Source organism: Desulfovibrio desulfuricans, assembly GCF_004801255.1.
Lineage (GTDB): Bacteria > Desulfobacterota > Desulfovibrionia > Desulfovibrionales > Desulfovibrionaceae > Desulfovibrio > Desulfovibrio desulfuricans_C.
Genome location: NZ_CP036295.1, coordinates 613,145 through 629,876, shown reverse-complemented (window position 1 = coordinate 629,876; position 16,732 = coordinate 613,145). Strand labels below are relative to the sequence as shown.

At 54.0% G+C, this 16,732-nt stretch carries 13 protein-coding genes and 1 pseudogene; 5 read left to right on the top strand and 9 right to left on the bottom strand.

Annotated features, from left to right (window positions below; translation table 11 throughout):
- Window positions 1–77 precede the first annotated feature (77 nt).
- From DDIC_RS02535 to DDIC_RS14115, 5 genes are all read left to right on the top strand, one after another.
- Window positions 78–1,796, top strand: coding sequence for a DUF6056 family protein (locus tag DDIC_RS02535; protein WP_136398997.1), 1,719 nt, complete (start codon window positions 78–80; stop codon window positions 1,794–1,796).
- Window positions 1,797–2,059: 263 nt separating this feature from the next.
- On the top strand, window positions 2,060–3,220 hold the full coding sequence (locus DDIC_RS02530) for a glycosyltransferase family 4 protein (protein WP_136398996.1): 1,161 nt from the start codon (window positions 2,060–2,062) through the stop codon (window positions 3,218–3,220).
- A 1-nt stretch (window position 3,221) separates the two neighbouring features.
- Window positions 3,222–4,262 (top strand): polysaccharide deacetylase family protein, encoded by a 1,041-nt coding sequence (locus DDIC_RS02525; RefSeq protein ID WP_168732451.1) that lies wholly within the window; start codon window positions 3,222–3,224, stop codon window positions 4,260–4,262.
- A complete protein-coding gene (locus DDIC_RS02520; protein ID WP_136398994.1) occupies window positions 4,255–5,220 on the top strand; it encodes a glycosyltransferase family 2 protein in 966 nt (321 codons plus the stop codon). The genes DDIC_RS02525 and DDIC_RS02520 overlap by 8 nt, the downstream gene beginning before the upstream one ends.
- Before the next feature lie 290 nt (window positions 5,221–5,510).
- The gene (locus DDIC_RS14115) at window positions 5,511–5,711 is read left to right on the top strand and encodes an integrase core domain-containing protein (protein WP_136400987.1); all 201 of its coding nucleotides are present in this window, start codon (window positions 5,511–5,513) and stop codon (window positions 5,709–5,711) included.
- A 195-nt stretch (window positions 5,712–5,906) separates the two neighbouring features.
- Here the strand turns inward: DDIC_RS14115 and DDIC_RS02510 are convergent, their stop codons facing one another.
- From DDIC_RS02510 to DDIC_RS02470, 9 genes and pseudogenes are all read right to left on the bottom strand, one after another.
- Entirely contained in the window at window positions 5,907–7,112 is a 1,206-nt protein-coding gene (locus tag DDIC_RS02510; RefSeq protein ID WP_136398993.1) for a glycosyltransferase family 4 protein, read from the bottom strand.
- Between the two features lie 1,208 nt (window positions 7,113–8,320).
- Window positions 8,321–8,536: pseudogene (locus tag DDIC_RS02505) on the bottom strand (phosphomannomutase); the annotation flags it as partial.
- A 259-nt stretch (window positions 8,537–8,795) separates the two neighbouring features.
- Window positions 8,796–9,881, bottom strand: a complete 1,086-nt coding sequence (locus DDIC_RS02500; RefSeq protein WP_136398992.1) for a DegT/DnrJ/EryC1/StrS family aminotransferase — start codon at window positions 9,879–9,881, stop codon at window positions 8,796–8,798.
- Window positions 9,882–10,041: 160 nt separating this feature from the next.
- Window positions 10,042–10,956 carry a glycosyltransferase gene (locus DDIC_RS02495; protein ID WP_168732450.1) on the bottom strand — a complete coding sequence of 305 codons (915 nt, stop codon included), beginning with the start codon at window positions 10,954–10,956 and terminating at the stop codon, window positions 10,042–10,044.
- A 271-nt stretch (window positions 10,957–11,227) separates the two neighbouring features.
- A complete protein-coding gene (locus DDIC_RS02490; protein ID WP_136398990.1) occupies window positions 11,228–13,024 on the bottom strand; it encodes an ABC transporter ATP-binding protein in 1,797 nt (598 codons plus the stop codon).
- Window positions 13,012–14,196, bottom strand: a complete 1,185-nt coding sequence (locus DDIC_RS02485; protein ID WP_136398989.1) for a hypothetical protein — start codon at window positions 14,194–14,196, stop codon at window positions 13,012–13,014. The genes DDIC_RS02490 and DDIC_RS02485 overlap by 13 nt, the downstream gene beginning before the upstream one ends.
- A 103-nt stretch (window positions 14,197–14,299) precedes the next feature.
- Window positions 14,300–15,088: an SDR family oxidoreductase gene (locus tag DDIC_RS02480; RefSeq protein WP_136398988.1), complete on the bottom strand. Its 789-nt coding sequence runs from the start codon at window positions 15,086–15,088 to the stop codon at window positions 14,300–14,302.
- Entirely contained in the window at window positions 15,088–15,807 is a 720-nt protein-coding gene (locus tag DDIC_RS02475) for a cytidylyltransferase domain-containing protein (protein ID WP_136398987.1), read from the bottom strand. Before DDIC_RS02475 ends, DDIC_RS02480 begins: the two co-directional genes overlap by 1 nt.
- Entirely contained in the window at window positions 15,789–16,727 is a 939-nt protein-coding gene (locus DDIC_RS02470) for a Gfo/Idh/MocA family protein (RefSeq protein WP_136398986.1), read from the bottom strand. Before DDIC_RS02470 ends, DDIC_RS02475 begins: the two co-directional genes overlap by 19 nt.
- Between the last annotated feature and the right edge of the window lie 5 nt (window positions 16,728–16,732).

Genomic DNA, 16,732 nt, shown 5'->3' with positions numbered 1-16,732 from the left:
GAGATCAGCACCCCTTGATGTAGCGATATTCCGTCTGTAGCTATGTGATATTATAGCAAGAGGCAGAAAGAACACCTATGCGCAAAAATACAGTTTTTATTTTTTTGCTGGCCATTTTTCTGCTCTTTTACTCCCTTTCTACGCATACGCCCATGTTTGCGGACGACTATTCCTTTTTTTTGGGCAGCCACGACGACCTGCTGCAAACAATCTGGGAAAAGTATTTTACATGGGGCGGCCGCCTGCTGGGGCACGCATGGATGATCTCCGTGCAGCACATCAGCCCCCAGCTTTTTGGCATCATATCTGCCGCAGCGGTGTGCCTGCTGCTCGCGGGAGTGCACCTGCTGACCTACGGTCAGGCATGGAAAAGCAATTTCAGCCTGTGGCGCTGGGTATTTCCCTTTGCCATATTCTGGTTCTGCCTGCCTGAAGCGTGGGAAATTTTACTGTGGCGAACAGGATCCCTTTACCTGCTTGCGGTTACGTGCACGTGCTTTTTTCTTGTGCCCTACCGCTATTACATGGATTCCGGCAAATGGCTGCCAGGCTGGCTGGCCTTGCCATTCGTGCTGTTGGCGTTTTGCATTCCATTCTGGGTTGAGGTCGTCATTCTTCCCGCACTTTTTCTGGGCGCGTTTATGCTCTACCGCAGACGAGGCCAGACCAGACCGCCAGCTTGGGCCGTAGCCGCCCTCATTGCCCTGGCAGTTGGTGCGGCCTTCAGCATTGGCGCACCGGGCAACTTTGCAAGGGCAAGTGCTTCCAACTCCTTCCAGCTGGGAACATTCATCTCGAATGCGGTTATACTGATCTACAAATACCTGTACACCATATCCGTTCCGGCGCTGTTTTCTGCGCTGGTCGCAGCTTTGCTGTATGAAAAATCACGTAAAACCCAATGTTTTCCTTTTGCTGTGGTGCTTGCCTTTTTTGCGGCATCCGCGCTGTCGGTGGTCATCATCTTTGGCGGCGGTTCTGCATCATACCGGGCGTTGAGCATGGCATTTGTAATGGCGCTTGTTGCGGCCAACATGGCCTTTGATGCGGCGCTTAGAAAATGGTCGTGGCTCTGGATTCTGCCCGCCCTGTGCATACCGCTGCTCGCAGTTTCCGCATTGCAAACCCGTACTGATTACGTGCAGCTTTTAGAGGCCCAAGCCGCGCGCGACGCCGATGTCAAAGCCGCCCAGCAGCGCGGAGAACACATTGTGTTTCTTACAGAATACCCGGCAGTTCGACACAAAAATTTCTTTTTCCTCGACACGCTGCGGGGCAACCCTGTGCCCTGGCCGAGCCAGTTTTCGCGCTGGTACGGGCTTGAAAACGCCTACCTGCTCATGGACGCCACCCCCGGCACGCTCACAGACACGGCCAGCCAGCGCTGGACTGGCAGCCTACCCGTGATGCAGGGCATAAGCCTGCAAGGCGTTTACGTTACGCCGCGCGACAAGGGCAACGTGGTAGCGGCTGTTTTTCAGGACGACAAAAAAGCTATAGACGAAATTTTTTTCTTTACGGTGGCACAAGACAGCTCCATGATTCCTAAAGCGGCCACCCACCTGCTACCCCAAAAGCAGTTGCCTGCCCTGCTTACTTCGCCTTTTGAAAAAATTTCTTCTGAACTTTTTGACAGAACGCGCATAGCCATCGGCCCCAACACAACCATGCCCCAAGGCAACAAGACCACCATGTATTACGCAAAGCTGCACCCTCGTGGCGGCACTGAGGGCAACATCGCTTTAATAATCCGTATCAAGGCAGCTGGTGAAACGGCCTATGTCCAATGCTTCTAGCGGATGGCTCTAGCTTGCACGGCATGCAACTTCAGGATATTCTTGTTGAACAGAACGATATTGGTTTTTTATTGTGCAATCTGAAACGTCTAAAATGGGCAATTAAGACTTTCACTTTTTTGTTTGTACCCTACAGCAAATAGTACGTAATTTCACAGTTACATGATATTTATAAAATACAATGCAAGATAGATGCACTTTTTCTGGCAGAATATTTAAATACACCGCACCCACTAACAAAGATATATTAGTACATATTTAAGATGAAATACAATAAAAGAATCGTATTCCTTGATCAATATGGCTCCCTTGGTGGGGGGCAGCAGGTGTTGCTGGAGTTGGTTCTGGCAGCACAGGCATTGTTTTGCGATGTGGCGGTGATTATTCCCAAAGGGAGCTGTGCCGATAGGCTTACATCCATGGGCGTGCACGTTGAGAACACCGACGAGTGCCGGCTGACATGTGGAACCAAATCGTTTTTTGATATTCTGCGCTTTGTGGGCAACGGGTTGCGCGTCTTTTTTCAAAAGCTCAAGCTTCTGAAAACTGCAGATGTGATTTATGTCAACGGCAACAGACTACTGCCTGTGGCGCTGCTGAGCATGATTTTTTTGAACAAAAAGGCCGCGTTCCACATTCATCTCAACCACACCAACCTCGAAAAAAGTATATTTTCTCGCGTAATCATGTTCAGAAACACGGCAGCGGTTGTAGCCCCTTCGGAGTTTATACGTGACCAGCTGTGCCAGTTTTCGCCACACTTCAACAGCCCCAAGCTGCGACTGGTTGAAAATGGTCTGGATTCGCGCTTTACACAGGTGGCATTCAAAGACCGTTTTTCAGACAGGCCCATCCGCCACATTGGCATTGTTGGCCGCATTTCTCCCGAAAAAGGCCAGGATGTTCTGCCCGCCCTTGCACGGCAGTTTTCAGACCTGACCTTTCACGTGCTCGGAGATGCCGCTTTTTCTGAAAAAACATATGAAGACAGGCTGCGTGCCGAATCCCCTGCCAATGTTGTTTTTCACGGATGGGTAGAAAATTTGCCCGCAAAGGTAGATGAAATTGGGCTCCAGGTGTGCATTATCCCTTCAAGATGCCCAGAGGCAACCCCCGGACGCAGTTTTGAGGCTGCCCCCCTTGTGCCCCTGCAACAGATTGCCATGGGCTGCATGGTGGCCGTGCGCTCACTTGGAAGCTTGGAATATATTGCCAGAGACCTGTCCCTGCCGTCTTTTCATGAAGACCAGGATATTCCTGGCTGCCTGCAAAGCATGCTGCAGACTCCGGCGGCAGAGCTGGCCCGGCAATGCCGCCAGCGCTATGACACGGTAATGGCCCAGCACTGCCATGCCGCCTTTCAGCAACGCCTGCGAGCCCTGCTGGCCGGTCTATGCGGCGTGCGGGATACCACAACGAGATGATATGCTTCCTCTGGCTGTAAAGAGCCTTGTTGTGAAGGCTACGCGAGCCATGGGCCAACTGCCTGGCATTGACTGCCTGTGCGCGCCGTTGCGCGGTAATCCCGTGATTGTGGGTTACCACCGAGTATTGCAGCACGACCAGTGGCAGCAGTATCCATGCATCCATGCCGACCTGGCAGTCACACCCGCCCGGTTTGCCGAGCATATGGCCTACTGGGCCGCCAATGCCCATGCCGTGTCCATGGATGACGTTGCTCGGGGCAATCTGCCACAGCAAGCCGTTGCCGTTGGCTTTGACGATTTTTATGCGGATGTGGCCCACTACGCCCTGCCCATACTGGAAAAATTCAACATTCCTGCGGTGCTTTACCTGTGCACAGATTTTGTGGATGGCGACCCATTTTTGTGGTGGTACGGCATTGATGCCGCAGTCAACAGCGGCAAGCAACAGCTCGACGCGTATTTTGCGGGTGCGCACTTTACTGGCCCGCTACGCACCCCATTGCAACGTCTGACCATGTTCCGCAGACTCAACACTTTCTGCTTTCGCCTTGAGGAAGAACAGCAGCGCCTCTTCATTGACAGCCTGGGTACAACCCGCCACTGCCGCCAGCCCGATGCCATGCCCACATGGGAAATGGTCGCAAGGCTGGCCGAGCACCCGCTTATTACCATTGGTGCGCACACCCTGAACCACGGCGCGCTCGGCACGCTGGCAGATAAGGAATGCCAACGCCAGATGGAGCAATCACGTCTGCGCATTGAAGAAATGCTGGGCAAGCCCGTAAGACACCTGGCATATCCCTTTGGCGGGTACAATGCGGCATGGCAACGTGAATACAAAATGGCTGCCAGACTGGACTTTGCCACGGCGGTAACAACAGAGCGTGGCACGAATTCCCCCGCGACCAGCCCTCACGCGCTATTTCGGTCTGTGATACTGCAGGAGCACGACGAGTGCATGCTGCGCTCACTCAATACAGGCTGGGACAATGCCCTGCGCCGTGTACGGCAGCGCATGACAGGAAGAACAAATGCCTGAAATTACGATCATAATTCCCACATACAACACAGGGCCCTGGCTGCCTTACACCCTGCAGTCCGTGCGGGAGCAGACGTACACCGATTTTCTTTGTCTGGTGGTCGATGACGGCTCAACGGACAATACCGCAGAATTTTTTGCAAACAGCACGACAGGCGACCCGCGCTTTCGTTTTGTGCCACGCCCGCATGCGGGAGTATGTGCGACGCGCAATGCAGGAATTGCGCTCGTCGAGACGCCCCTTGTCACCATGCTGGACAGTGACGATATCTGGCACCCCACATTTCTTGAGCGCATGGTTACGGCTCTGACCCATGATTCCCGTCGCCTGGCCTGGTGTCGCTATGCCATGTTTATGGACGGCAGCAGCCAGTGCAAGCCGCAGCCCTGGGTCAATGTGCACCAGACCGGCAACATCTGGTGGGATATGCTGCTGCATGCGGAATTCTGCATGGGCGCATGGGTGGCAAAAACCGTGGATGTGAAAGCAGCCGGTCCTTTTGATACGCAACTGGCAACAGCGGAAGACAGGGACTTTTTACTGCGTCTGCTGGCCCGGTGCTGCGCAGATGATCCAAGTGCCGCTGTGGGGCTGGACGACGAGCTGCTTTTCTATCGTCAAAGAGCGGGCAGTGCTGTTCGCAATGGCGATGAAGCCCTGCAAAAAGAATGGGACACCATGCGCAGGCATCTGGAACACCCGCTGGTTCCAGCGCGCATCAGGCAACGTGGTTATTCGTTTCTGGCATTCAAGATGGCGGTTATCGCCGCCTTTGCCACAAAGGACATGAAAACGGCGCTACGTTGGTATTTCCGGGCGGTGCGCCTTTGCCCCGCTAACATGAACCTCTATGTGCTGCCCCTGCGCAAACTGGTAATGTCCCTTGGCAAAAAAAAAGATCTGCCCTGGCTTCGCCAGTTTTTGAATAGGCCTCTGAAGGCTGAAAAAACGCAGTAAGTTTCTGCTCGCGTCCTCCGCATGCCCAGACAGCTGTGCTCCCGTTATGCACAGCCGCGCCTATTGTCTACCGTTCTGCAAAAAATCGCTGCATGCCGCGCGCAGGCCCTGTTCCAGCTCTATGCGCGGCTTTCACTGCCCCTCCCCCTTTGTTAGAGGAGTCTCCGGTCGAAATGGGGGCTACGCCTGGTAAGGCCTTGGGTGCATGGGCTTTTGAGCACGGGTGCAGATAGAGTTTACTTGCCATGGGAAGCTACGGGTAATTGGCACATTGATAGCTTTAACGAAAAATCCGGAATGAGTTTTTAAATCAGAACGTATCTCTATCCATGCACGATGCCCGAAGAACGGTTGAGGCATGTCGACAGGATACACAGCGGCGACCACACAGCTCATTGGGCTGGCTGACACCGAAAGAATTCCGCGAAAAGAATACAAGCTGCAACCCATTGGGAACCACTAACTTGCAAGTGGTATACGCAGTGGGGTAAGGCCAATTTTGCGTCTCACTGTATAATATAGCTAACAGCTCAAACTCACAGCATAAACATCCACGGCAGCCAGAAGCCGGGTCGGAGCCTAATACCTGTGGCCAGAACTGCATGGAGGAGGTTTGATCCTCCGCGCGCCGTCTCAGATACTGCTGGTTGCAACCAGCCGTCTGCCCTGTCGCTCAGATGAGCACGCTAAGCTTCCCCCGCATCTGAGCGGACGAATCTGGCATACTGTTCCGCCATGACCTCAGGGGTAAAGTTTTGTGCGTGCAGTTTGGCAGCTAGCCCCATCTGCGAACGCAATACACTGTCATTCAGCAGATTCATGACGCAAGCAGCGAATGCGTCAACATCCGCCCGCTCAGCAACAAAGCCGGTTACGCCATTCTCCACAACCTCTGGCAGCCCACCCACATTTGTGACCACGGCGGGAACTCCTACATTCCCGGCCTCAATCACCGTTAGCCCGAAGGATTCATACTCTTGGGAGCCGGAAAGCAACAGATAGGCACCAGCCAACAGATTGCCCGGCTCTGCCAGAAAAGGCAACAAGTGCACTCTATTCCGCAAAGATACTGGCACTAGGGCAGCAACTTCCTCAATCTGCGAAGCAGAGCCATGCCCACAAAAGACAAGGTGAATCTTTGGATGTTTCGCCCATACAGCCTCAAAGACCTTAAGCAAAAAATCGTGTCCTTTTCTACTCTCATACGTACCCACCATAAGAAGGTAGCGTTCATCTGCTGCATGGGCAAAGAGCTCACCCGCATCTGGACCTTTCTGGTCTTTGGCTGCAACTCCGTTGTACACGACTGAAATATGACAGTGGCCAAACATCCCTGGCCGCAGCTTAAGGCTTTCTTTTACCGACCGGGAGACCACCATGACACTTTTACAAGATTTTGCCACGAGACGGTCTATCAGATATTCTGGGATAGTCTGGAGTTTGGGTGCAGAGCTTGCGAGGTTGTGTATGTTGAAGTCAACACTGCGCGCCCCCATGCACAGCAAACCAGCTATGGCAGCAGCGCGACAGGTGTCGCCAGCTGGATATCCGCCGTTAACGACAAGCAGCCTGTCGAAGCCGCCAGCCATAAAATATTTTTTGAATGCCAGCACATTGTACAGAAACAGCCCGTACTTTACGAAAGGAATGAGAATCTTGCGCCACCATTTACGGGGAATACGCTCCTGCACCTCAGCAAAAAAAGGCCAAGAATGTTCCGTAATACTAACATGGCGCTTTATTCTATTCTTGTATGTTTCAATACCTGGATGCGATTTATTGCACACTATGGCAATCTCGTCATCGCTGTGCGGCCAGTTGTTGCAAAGTTCAACAATGATGGTATCCATACCACCTTTCATAAAATTTTCAGTAGCAATAAGTATCTTCATATCGTTCTCGCACAGCCCTGATTTAATCTTCCGAGATGGGAATCTCTTAATTGGACGCGGATTTTTCTGGTGTTTGCGCTTTATACTATCTGCCCAGCGAGCCCCTGGAACTGAGATTCCTTTGCTCCTGCCCCATTGTCCAGCCCAATTTTATATCAAGTTAACTGCTAGTGGTAGACTCTTTGCGGTTCTGCTTCTACCACTGTCTGGCCGATAATTCTGAAAGAGGTGAGATCGGCCCCTTTCCCCTCTTTGGGGAAGGGTAAAAACTTTCAATGGGGCACGAGGCCTGCAGTTAAGAAACGATGCGGCCCACGGTGGTCCTAGTGCTGGTGCCAGTTTTCGATAACCACTTCGACTTCCTGTAACGTCATAACCATCTCACCGTCCAGCAGCTTGTCCAGAAGCTTACCGTTAAAGCTTTCCGGCAACTATTTTTCCAAGGTCTGCCCGGTTCAATATACTGCGTCTGTACAGATAGATTTGACAACCCTTCTTTAAAGCCAATGCGATGTATCTGACCCGTTGTCCGAACGAATGCCATCTGGTCTGCCATGCGTCAGAAATAAATCTGCCAAAAGGTACGTTACTTACTCTGCACGAATCGTGCGGGCCGCACATGTAGCGCCACGCAATGACGGGCATATTCGCCGATAACTCGCACACGAAAAGATTTGCATTGGCCGTGCGCCAATACACAACATCATAGAATCAGACGTGATTTTTCCACTCCGGCCTGAGCGAACGCTGGAACCATCGTTCAGCCACAAGCGCTTTCTTGTGAGCTGTTTTACCGGAACTTTCAATCCTTACTGCTTTCCAATTCGCTTTACACGATATGCGATATAGCTAATAGCCCACACATCTGCCCGCAAGAAGTCGGTATTGCCCCGTACCCGTAACCGAGCAAAACTCACAAGCAGAGGACTTATACCGCTGAATAGTCCGGCTTTGCCCCTACAATACATGTACATACTTTGCGCTCACTGCTCCCAGTCTGCTCACGGACATGCTTCGCACATTGGCGACGTTGGGTGGGGCTCAGAAGTTTCCCTTTGCCGCCTCAGCAAGAATAATTATTTCAAGGCTTAAATCAGCGACGGCTCGCCGCAACCTAACATTTTTATTTTCTATTCCTTTCATATGGTTAAGATGCTCAGTACCATTGTTTCCGTATTCTTTGCGTCACCGGTAATACATTTGCCCGGTTACGGCAATTTTTCGGCAAGTCCGCACATGCCGATGTCCGTCACCTGTGCCGCAGATTGCTGTAGCCCCAATGCCGGCGCGTCACGCAACTCCGAGCCGGTAAGGCGGGCACGCCCGATTACAACACGATCAGCACCGAGCATTTCCACCACTGCTCGGCCCAGTGCCCGCGTCAGCGGTGCGTTGAGCTCGGCAGGCACACTGCCCCGGATATCGTAGGCTTTAAAACAAGAAAGGAATTTGCCCTTGGATTCTCCATTATCTGTGCGGCCTGCCGATCCTTTTTTTGTGGATCACCAAACGCACGTCGCTGGATGTCCCCCGGTTTCAGACCTGTTCGGATGGTATCCGCGTGGTTGCTCAGCCATAGAGACCCGCGCCTGCCAGATGGAGCATGGTGCAGGATGCCTGCAGACTGCTGCTGTCATCGGGCACAGACCAGCAAAATACACGACAGGGATGAGCTGGTAAATTCTAGCCGGGAGGATTCAGGCTGTACAACATTCGGCGCAAGGCCTGAGGTTCAATTTCGTGATGGATAGGGAAGCACAGCAAGCGGTTCCAGCGATCCTGGATAGGGGGCATAAGACGCAGCTGTTCCGGCAGAGTCGGCCATGTATGTATGGCGATATCGTGCCGCCAGCCCCATTCCAGCCACTGTTCACGGCTGTTTCCCGCTACGGCATAGGCCGGAAAGCACAGAGGCGCAGCAGCAGAATGGATCAGAGGAAAAACCGGCAAAAGGCCGGCCGCACGCGTCCATACTTCCCATATCTGGTAAAGCGCACGGCGGCGGGCAGCATCATCAGTTGCCTGCTGCCGCGCAAGATACCGCATGACGGCAGGCGACATTCTCTGGGGCGGCGCAGGGTCGCTCTCGGCAGCCTCCGGCAAATATGCCGGGGGCATCAAGCGCAACCGCGCCTGCGGGAACAACGTCAAAAAGTTTCGCACCAGTGCTTTGGCAAGGGGCGCACCATAGCTTATCTGCTGGACGGGCAGTCCTTCGCCAAGCTGCAGTGCCTTTTGGGCCGCTGCTGCATCCTTGAGGTATAAAAAAGCCCCGTGGGGCACAGCATACTGCTTCCAGGGTGAGACAAACCCCATATCCCCCAGAGTGCCCAGCGGCTTGTTACCGGTTTCGGCACCCCAGCCGTGCGCATTATCTTCGATAAAAATGGCGTGATGGCGCAGACAGAGTTCGCCAAAACGGGCACTGTCCTGCGGCTGCCCAAAGGGATGGAACAGCACCGCAGCAGCGGCCGATGGCAGCATAGCTTCCAGGCTTACCCAATCAGGCGCAAGGCTGTCGTCAAGGTCATAGAAAAGCGGGGAAAGGCCCATTCGCTTCAGCGGCAGAAGCATGACATCGCAAATGTACGAAGGCAGCAGGACTTGTGCGCCGGAGGTAACACCCAGAGCGCGTAGCCCGATTTCAAACGCCGCCCTCCCCGTTGCCAGCGGCACGGGCTGTGCATCTGTCGGGGCATCACCCCTCTGCCCCAAAAGAGCGGCAAAGGCCGTGGCCGGTTTGCGGGCAACACGCCTAAGCGACGGCATTATATAGTTTCCTGCTGTTCATGCCAGGGAGGGCACAGGTATACCACTCGGGTTGCAAGTACATAACACCACACCACCGTGAGCAAAAACACAAAATAAACACGCTGCATGGCATAAAAGCCCCCAAGGACGTTGTAACCCAAGGCTATGGGTGCCCGAGTTACTCTGGCGAATGCGGACAGGCCTGAAGAGTTGGCCGCCACGATGCCGCCATGCGGACAGCGTAGCCCAGCGAGCGTACCGCATACTCCAACGCATGCCCCCAGTGCTTGTGCTGCACCATATCAAGGGCGCAACGCGCGGTGAACCTGAACATTCTTCTATATACAGCCCAGGCATACCTGGCCTGATAGGCGGTCAGATGCTTGTGCAACACGGCTTCCGTCGCGTCCAGATGCCGCTTGAGTTTTGCCGTGGAATTACCGCCGTGCAGCCTGTAACAGCCCAGCACATCTGGCAAAAAAACACTTTCACCAAAGGGGGTTGTGCGCACCCAAAGGTCATAGTCCTCTGCGGTGATGATGGAAGGGTTTTCGTCAAAGCCGCCAACCTGCTCAAAGATGTCCCGTCGCAACACGGTGGCCGCAGTGCTGAAGGCGTTGCCTCCAAACAACAGGCTGGAGGGCAAGTGAGGGCCGCGCGGCCCATAGCTTTGTGTGCCAATCACCTGCCCGTCTCTAAATATATTTTCTGCGTGGCAAAACGCGATGGCCTTTGGATGCTCCCCAATGGCATCTCTGACCCTGGCGAGCTTGCCGGGTGCCCAAAAATCGTCCGCATCCAGAAAGGCCAGCCAGGGTGCGGTAGCGTGCGCAGCGGCAACATTACGGGAAGCTGCGATATTACCTATAATATCAATATTATACACAGAGCATGGCACATCTGGGAACTCGGAGGCCACCGTGGCTGTGCCGTCTGTGGAACGACTGTCGGCTATGATTACCTCAAAATCCTTGCATGTTTGCTCCCGCAGGCTTTGCAGAGCCTCACGCAAAAAGCCGACGCAATTGTACGCAGGAATAATGACTGAAAAAAAGGGAACCTTCCGTTCCGCCGTTTGAGGTACTGATGCCATAGGTATTTCCTTACTGCCCCGTGGAGGCAACGGTTGAGGCATGTACTGTGGCGGCTTAACGTGCCGCCATGCGATCCGGTGTAAAGGTTTGCGCAAGTGCCGCAACACACTGGTGCGGCCCACTACAAAAAATTGCCAGCTCGGCATCCGGATTAGGCCAGTGGTTGTACAACTCCATGATGACGGTATCCATGCCGCCTTTAAAAAAAGTTTTCGGTAACAAGTAAGAGCTGCATAGTGACCTGGGTTGCCGAATTCCAGACCGTCCGCCCTAGCGGCAGGCGCAGGACAGCCTGTCGGCTGCTGCCTGGGTATCAAGATATTCCTGATACGCTGGCAGGACAGCGCTAGGTGGGCCGGATGCCCTTACCTCCCCGCTGTGTATCCAGAAAATATTATCGCAATCTTGTACCGTACTGAGCCTGTGCGCTACCAAAACGACGGTAAGATTCTCTTTCAGCTTGAGAATTGTCTGTTGTATGGCGGCTTCTGCAGCACTGTCGAGGGCGCTGGTGGCTTCATCAAAAAACAGGATTTCGGGCTGTGAATATAAGGCCCTGGCAATTGCCACACGCTGCAACTGACCACCTGACAGGCGCACCCCGCGTTCTCCCAAAATTGTATCTAGCCCTTGCGGGAGCTCATCCACAAATGTCAGTGCGGCCAGCTGGCAGCATTGCTGCACCCGTTTCATATCCAGCTCAGAGTCTTTGTCGCTGAAGGCAATATTCTTCGCCAGGCTATCGTCCAGCATATAAGGCTGCTGCGGCACATAGCCAATTCTCAAATAGCCCGGAAAAGTGGCAACAGCTGTTCCGTCCACGCATACGTTGCCTTGTGTCGGCGACACAAGACCAGTCAGAATATTTATCAGCGTGCTTTTTCCCATGCCTGAAAGGCCTACAAACCCGATAAGTTGGCCCCGTGAAATGGTCAATGAAACCTTACGGAGCACAGGCGTTTCCATTTCGGGGTAGGTAAAAGAGACATGTTCCAGCGCAAGGCTGCAGTGAAACCGCTTCGGCTGCTCTAAATTTTCGTCAGCACTGTGATTCATGGCTTCAAGCAGCGACTTGGCCGCCGCAAAATGAGTTTTATAGTCCAGACTGCCCGCCAGTAATTTGTTGAAAGCGGGCAGCAAACGCCAGCAGGCGCCCGCCAGCAGGGTCAGCGTCCCCGTTGTGGCGGCAACGCTTTCGCCCCTGATCGCCATAAGTTGTGCCAGCCCCAAAAGCACAAAGAAGCCAATGGTTTCAAGGCACCACTGGGGGATGGAAGGAAAAACAGCCCTCCACGCCATTATTTTTGTATATGGAGAATAAAATGCGCTATATTTTTGTGAAAATTTATCCTGTTGGCGGTATATCTGTACTTCTTCTATTGCATTCAGCCCGGATGTAAGGATTTTACTGCTACACATATGCAACGAGGTTAAATCATCCCCGTTCTTTTTTGCACGATATTGAACACTCTTATAAATAGAAAAAGCTGATAATCCAATTATGGTGTACAGTAAAAAAGCTTCAAGCGGAGCAACAAGCAGCGTGGAGGAAACAAGCACACAGATGATGCACCCCTGGCTAATCATGTTCATAAAACCCACAATAAAAAAAGCCAAATACGCACGCCACTCAATAGTTGTGCGCAGGTCTGAGCTGTTGTGGCTGAGATGCCACAGATAGGGCGACAGCAGATAACCCCGAAAAAGGCTGCTGGTCATCTCCCAAGACAAGCCGTGTGCAAATCTGTTGAGAAAAAAGGTTTGCAGGCTTGTCACAAAATTTTTTATAAGCGTGGCGTTTGCGGCCACAAAAAAAGAAAAAATCAACATGGCAATGGCCGGTGAATCCGCCGCAACGAGCTGTCGCACCAGGGCTGCGCCATGACGCAACAGTTCAAACTGTTCCAATGTGCCTGGGGAAGAAAGCGCAACGCCAAGCAGGGAAACGGCGGCTGTCAAAACTAGCTCACTCAGGCCCACCAACACCATAAGAACCACCAGGGTGGCTCCTTGCTGCCGCCGATCGCGTGGAAGCTGCTTCCAAAGCAGTTTGGTCAGTTGCGGCATGGCTGTTGCTGCTTCATATCGATGAGGTTTGCGGCAGGCTGTCGCAATTGCGCAATATCCAGTTGTTGTAGCGCATCAAGAAAAATTTTTTCAGATTTCACGTTCTCCATACCGGGATGCGATAGCCAGTTGAGGCACTCTTGCTGATATTTTTTTATATTTACTTGCGGCCACTGCAAGGGTTTTGCGCTACACTTGTCAATATGCAGCAACGGCATGCCGAGCGCCTCAGCGCGCCGTGCCTGCAGTAAGGGTATGGCGGCAAAAATGGGGCATTCCCGCCCCACAGCCCGACACCAGCGCAACAGACAGTCATTAAGTATAAAAATAACTGGCTTGCCCAGTGCCACCGCGTACAGGGTTGAAGTGCTGCCATCGCTCAGGGCCAGTTGCGCACCGCGCACAAGGGCGCAGGTTTGCTGCCGCAGGATGGGTCTGCCCGCGAACTCGTCACCCCGGTAATTTGCCTTTGGGTGCGCGGCGATGACGACTTTCACTCCAAGATCCCGCTCGATTCTATCAAAAAAAGCGATGAGCGATGCCCGGTATTCCGTGCCGGATGGATACACGTTGGTGTACTGCAGGACATCTGGATGTGCCCCCATGGCCGTGTCAAGATACACCGCATAAGGGCCATCCGCGTACGGCGTCTGGGACTCTGAGAGCATGGCCTCCTCATAAAGGACGGAGTTGACCGGTACGGCCAAGCTGCATTCCTTTGGACGGCGGGCGGCAGATTCATAAAAGACCACGTCATAACCGGCATTGGCGTTTCCAAACCGTGTGCGGGACATTTTCTTTCGCAAAAAAGTCAAAAAAGACAAGGGATTTCTGGCTCGCAACCACAAACGTTGCCAACGGGGCAAATCGCCGTACTCATGCCAGCTCATGTTTTCGAGATACCCTATAACGGCTCCACGGCGTCGCAAGGCCTGAAATAGTGCCGCAGTGGCATACTCGTAGCCAATGAACGCCAGGAAGAGGGTCTGGTCAAGATTTTCCTTATCCAGTGCTTCTTCAAATGCCGCCACGGAGGGGATGTCATGCTCGCGGTCTGGACAGGAACTATCCCCGTGGGAAATAAATTTTCCATGTATGGCCTCGCAGACATTCCAGGCCGCAAAATCAATGCCGGCCCGCAACAGGCCGTCCAGATGCACGACCTTCATCATGTTCTCTTTAAGGGGACATGCGGCGAGAGTAACTACTTTGCGCGTTACCATAGTTTCTTTGCTGCTTTTGTATGCCGGACTTGCAAGTCAGCGGCTGCGCGCATTACCACGCAGCCCAGCCGCCATCAATCATGATATTCTGCCCTGTGACATAGCGCGACAAATCACTGGCAAGGTAGAGGACAGTTCCTACCATGTCTTCTTCCGTGGCCATGCGTCGCATGGGGGTACGCGCCTTGTAGCGCTCCACAAAAGCCTCTGGCTGGTTGCGCCACACGCCGCCAGGGCAGATGCTGTTGACGCGAATGTCAGGGGCGAGGACGGTGGAGAGCCAGCGCGACATCTGTATAAGCCCCCCCTTGGACGCGGCGTACGCAATGGGATTACCCATACTTGTGCCTTCATACAGGCCCATGTCCGGCCCAAGAACACCATAAATGGAAGCAACATTGATAATGCTGCCGTACCCGTTCTTTTTCAGATAAGGAATGGATTCCCTGCACAGGGTGAACGGCGCTGTGAGGTTGACTTCAAACGCCTGACGCCAGGTTTGCGTCGTCTGCCGTTCAATATCCGTCACCCAACCGGACAAGCCGCTTGTACCTACAAAGCCAGCATTGTTGACCAGGATGTCCAGACCGCCCAAAATTTCGGCCACTCGGTGGGGTGCTGCGTGCACGCTTTCGTCATTGGCAAGATCGCAGGGCACAGGCAAGGCTGGCACACCGTAGTGCGCGGTGATTTCTTCACATACCAGCTTGCAATCTTGTTCCCGCACATCCAGCACTGCCACTGAAGCCCCATGTGATGCCAATTCCTGGCAAAGGGCACGTCCAATATGCCCGGCCGCCCCGGTAACCAGCGCTACCCTGCCATGCAGTAGGATATCCATTATTTATGTACCTGTTGGCGTGCGAACAAAAACTCCGCAAACGCTAAATCTGTTTCATCATCAATATCCACAGCGCGTTCACGCGGCAGAACCACCTGACGCACACACCCATCCATCAGCCTGTTTCCCGTCAAAATAAACTGGGGACGCACCACATAGGCTGCTGTGGTTATATCAAAAAGTTGCGGGGCGTCTTGGCGCCGACTGTAGCCTGCAGGTGCGCCCATGGCAAGGCGAACTAGCCCCGTCTCCTCTTGCCGAACCATGTTGAACATGGGGTGCCGCGCAGCCAGCGTGGTGGTGATAACCGCATCGCAGCCGGTTTCGTGGAACACGGCAAGACAGCGCTCCACATCCGCCACGCTGCGCAGGGGCGCTGTGGCAGGCAATGATAAAAAGACGTCGCACGGACCGCCCTGCTCGGTGCAGCCAACCTGCCGCAGGGCGTGCCGCCAGGCTTCCCATTCCGGGCTTGTGTCGCTGGCCAGTTCCGGCGGGCGCATAAAGGGAGTTTCCGCCCCCCACTGCCGGGCCACCTCCGCGATCTCCGCGTCGTCCGTAGACACGATAATACGCTGTACTGCGGCAATCTGACTGGCGGTCTCAATCGCGTGGGCAATAAGCGGCTTGCCGCCGAGCAAACGGATATTTTTACGAGGCACCCCCTTGGAGCCACCCCGTGCGAAAATAAAGGCATAAACTACTGGTTGGCGCGCCATACCCACTCCTGCCTTGCTACGGCCGCTTCAATGGCGTCAATGTAAGACACCACGTCAAGCCCTTGGGAAAATGAACACAAAAACTCTGTTTTTTCAGAAAGAGCAGCCTGCATCTGACCACGGTAGGCAGTGTCCCTTTCACATTGGTACAACTCTTCCTTTCCGTCATAACCTAGCCTGCCATTCAGCAGGTTCAAGCTTACGCCGCCGTCTTCCAGCACGGCCACAATTTCACGCCTCGCGGGAGTCTGCAGATAGTCGAGGTGAATGCTCACCTGCGGGCAGCCCGCGTGCTCAGCCAAAACCGTCACCGAATCCTCACTTTCGATTTGCAGATGAGAAACGCGGCCGCTCAGGGCCGCAACGCGGTTCCATGGACCGGCAAGCATGCAGGCCAGATCCAGTTCGTGGGAGAGGTCGCGCAGCACGCCGCCGCCAAGCTGCCGGGAGGAGGAATAGCTTTGGCGGTAATCCTGACCAGGACGCCAGGAAGGCAGGTACTGCCCCACATGCAGGTGCAAGGCCAAGAGCCGTTTCCCTTCTAAAAGCGCCCGCAAACGCTGAACTGCGGGGTGAAAGCGCAGGTTGTACGCAACAGCAATTCTCTGCCGCTGTTCCTGCGTCAGCCAGGAACCGATTTCCGCAGTGGTGGACACAAGGGGTTTTTCAACCAATACCAGCCGAGCCCCAAGGCTGCAGGCCATACGCAAGTGTTCCGCATGCAATGCGGTGGGAGTCGCCACAACGACCACTTCCGGAACAAAGCCTCCCGGCAGGTCGCACAGTCGCCTGACAGAAGGAAACGGCAGACCGTCACGCGAGCTCACGCAGATAACGGAAGCCCCAAGCTCGTCGGCAAGCCGGGCATGCCGCGCGCCAATAGAGCCGTGCCCCCATACAAGAACAGTTGGATTTGTCATGCCGG

What these genes read in the sequence shown, in the direction of transcription:
- DDIC_RS02480 (WP_136398988.1), bottom strand. Translation starts at nt 15,088, where the DNA reads ATGGATATCCTACTGCATGGCAGGGTAGCGCTGGTTACCGGGGCGGCC.
- DDIC_RS02525 (WP_168732451.1), top strand. Translation starts at nt 3,222, where the DNA reads ATGCTTCCTCTGGCTGTAAAGAGCCTTGTTGTGAAGGCTACGCGAGCC.
- DDIC_RS02470 (WP_136398986.1), bottom strand. Translation starts at nt 16,727, where the DNA reads ATGACAAATCCAACTGTTCTTGTATGGGGGCACGGCTCTATTGGCGCG.
- DDIC_RS02495 (WP_168732450.1), bottom strand. Translation starts at nt 10,956, where the DNA reads ATGGCATCAGTACCTCAAACGGCGGAACGGAAGGTTCCCTTTTTTTCA.
- DDIC_RS02490 (WP_136398990.1), bottom strand. Translation starts at nt 13,024, where the DNA reads ATGCCGCAACTGACCAAACTGCTTTGGAAGCAGCTTCCACGCGATCGG.
- DDIC_RS02520 (WP_136398994.1), top strand. Translation starts at nt 4,255, where the DNA reads ATGCCTGAAATTACGATCATAATTCCCACATACAACACAGGGCCCTGG.
- DDIC_RS02535 (WP_136398997.1), top strand. Translation starts at nt 78, where the DNA reads ATGCGCAAAAATACAGTTTTTATTTTTTTGCTGGCCATTTTTCTGCTC.
- DDIC_RS02500 (WP_136398992.1), bottom strand. Translation starts at nt 9,881, where the DNA reads ATGCCGTCGCTTAGGCGTGTTGCCCGCAAACCGGCCACGGCCTTTGCC.
- DDIC_RS02475 (WP_136398987.1), bottom strand. Translation starts at nt 15,807, where the DNA reads ATGGCGCGCCAACCAGTAGTTTATGCCTTTATTTTCGCACGGGGTGGC.
- DDIC_RS02510 (WP_136398993.1), bottom strand. Translation starts at nt 7,112, where the DNA reads ATGAAGATACTTATTGCTACTGAAAATTTTATGAAAGGTGGTATGGAT.
- DDIC_RS02485 (WP_136398989.1), bottom strand. Translation starts at nt 14,196, where the DNA reads ATGATGAAGGTCGTGCATCTGGACGGCCTGTTGCGGGCCGGCATTGAT.
- DDIC_RS02530 (WP_136398996.1), top strand. Translation starts at nt 2,060, where the DNA reads ATGAAATACAATAAAAGAATCGTATTCCTTGATCAATATGGCTCCCTT.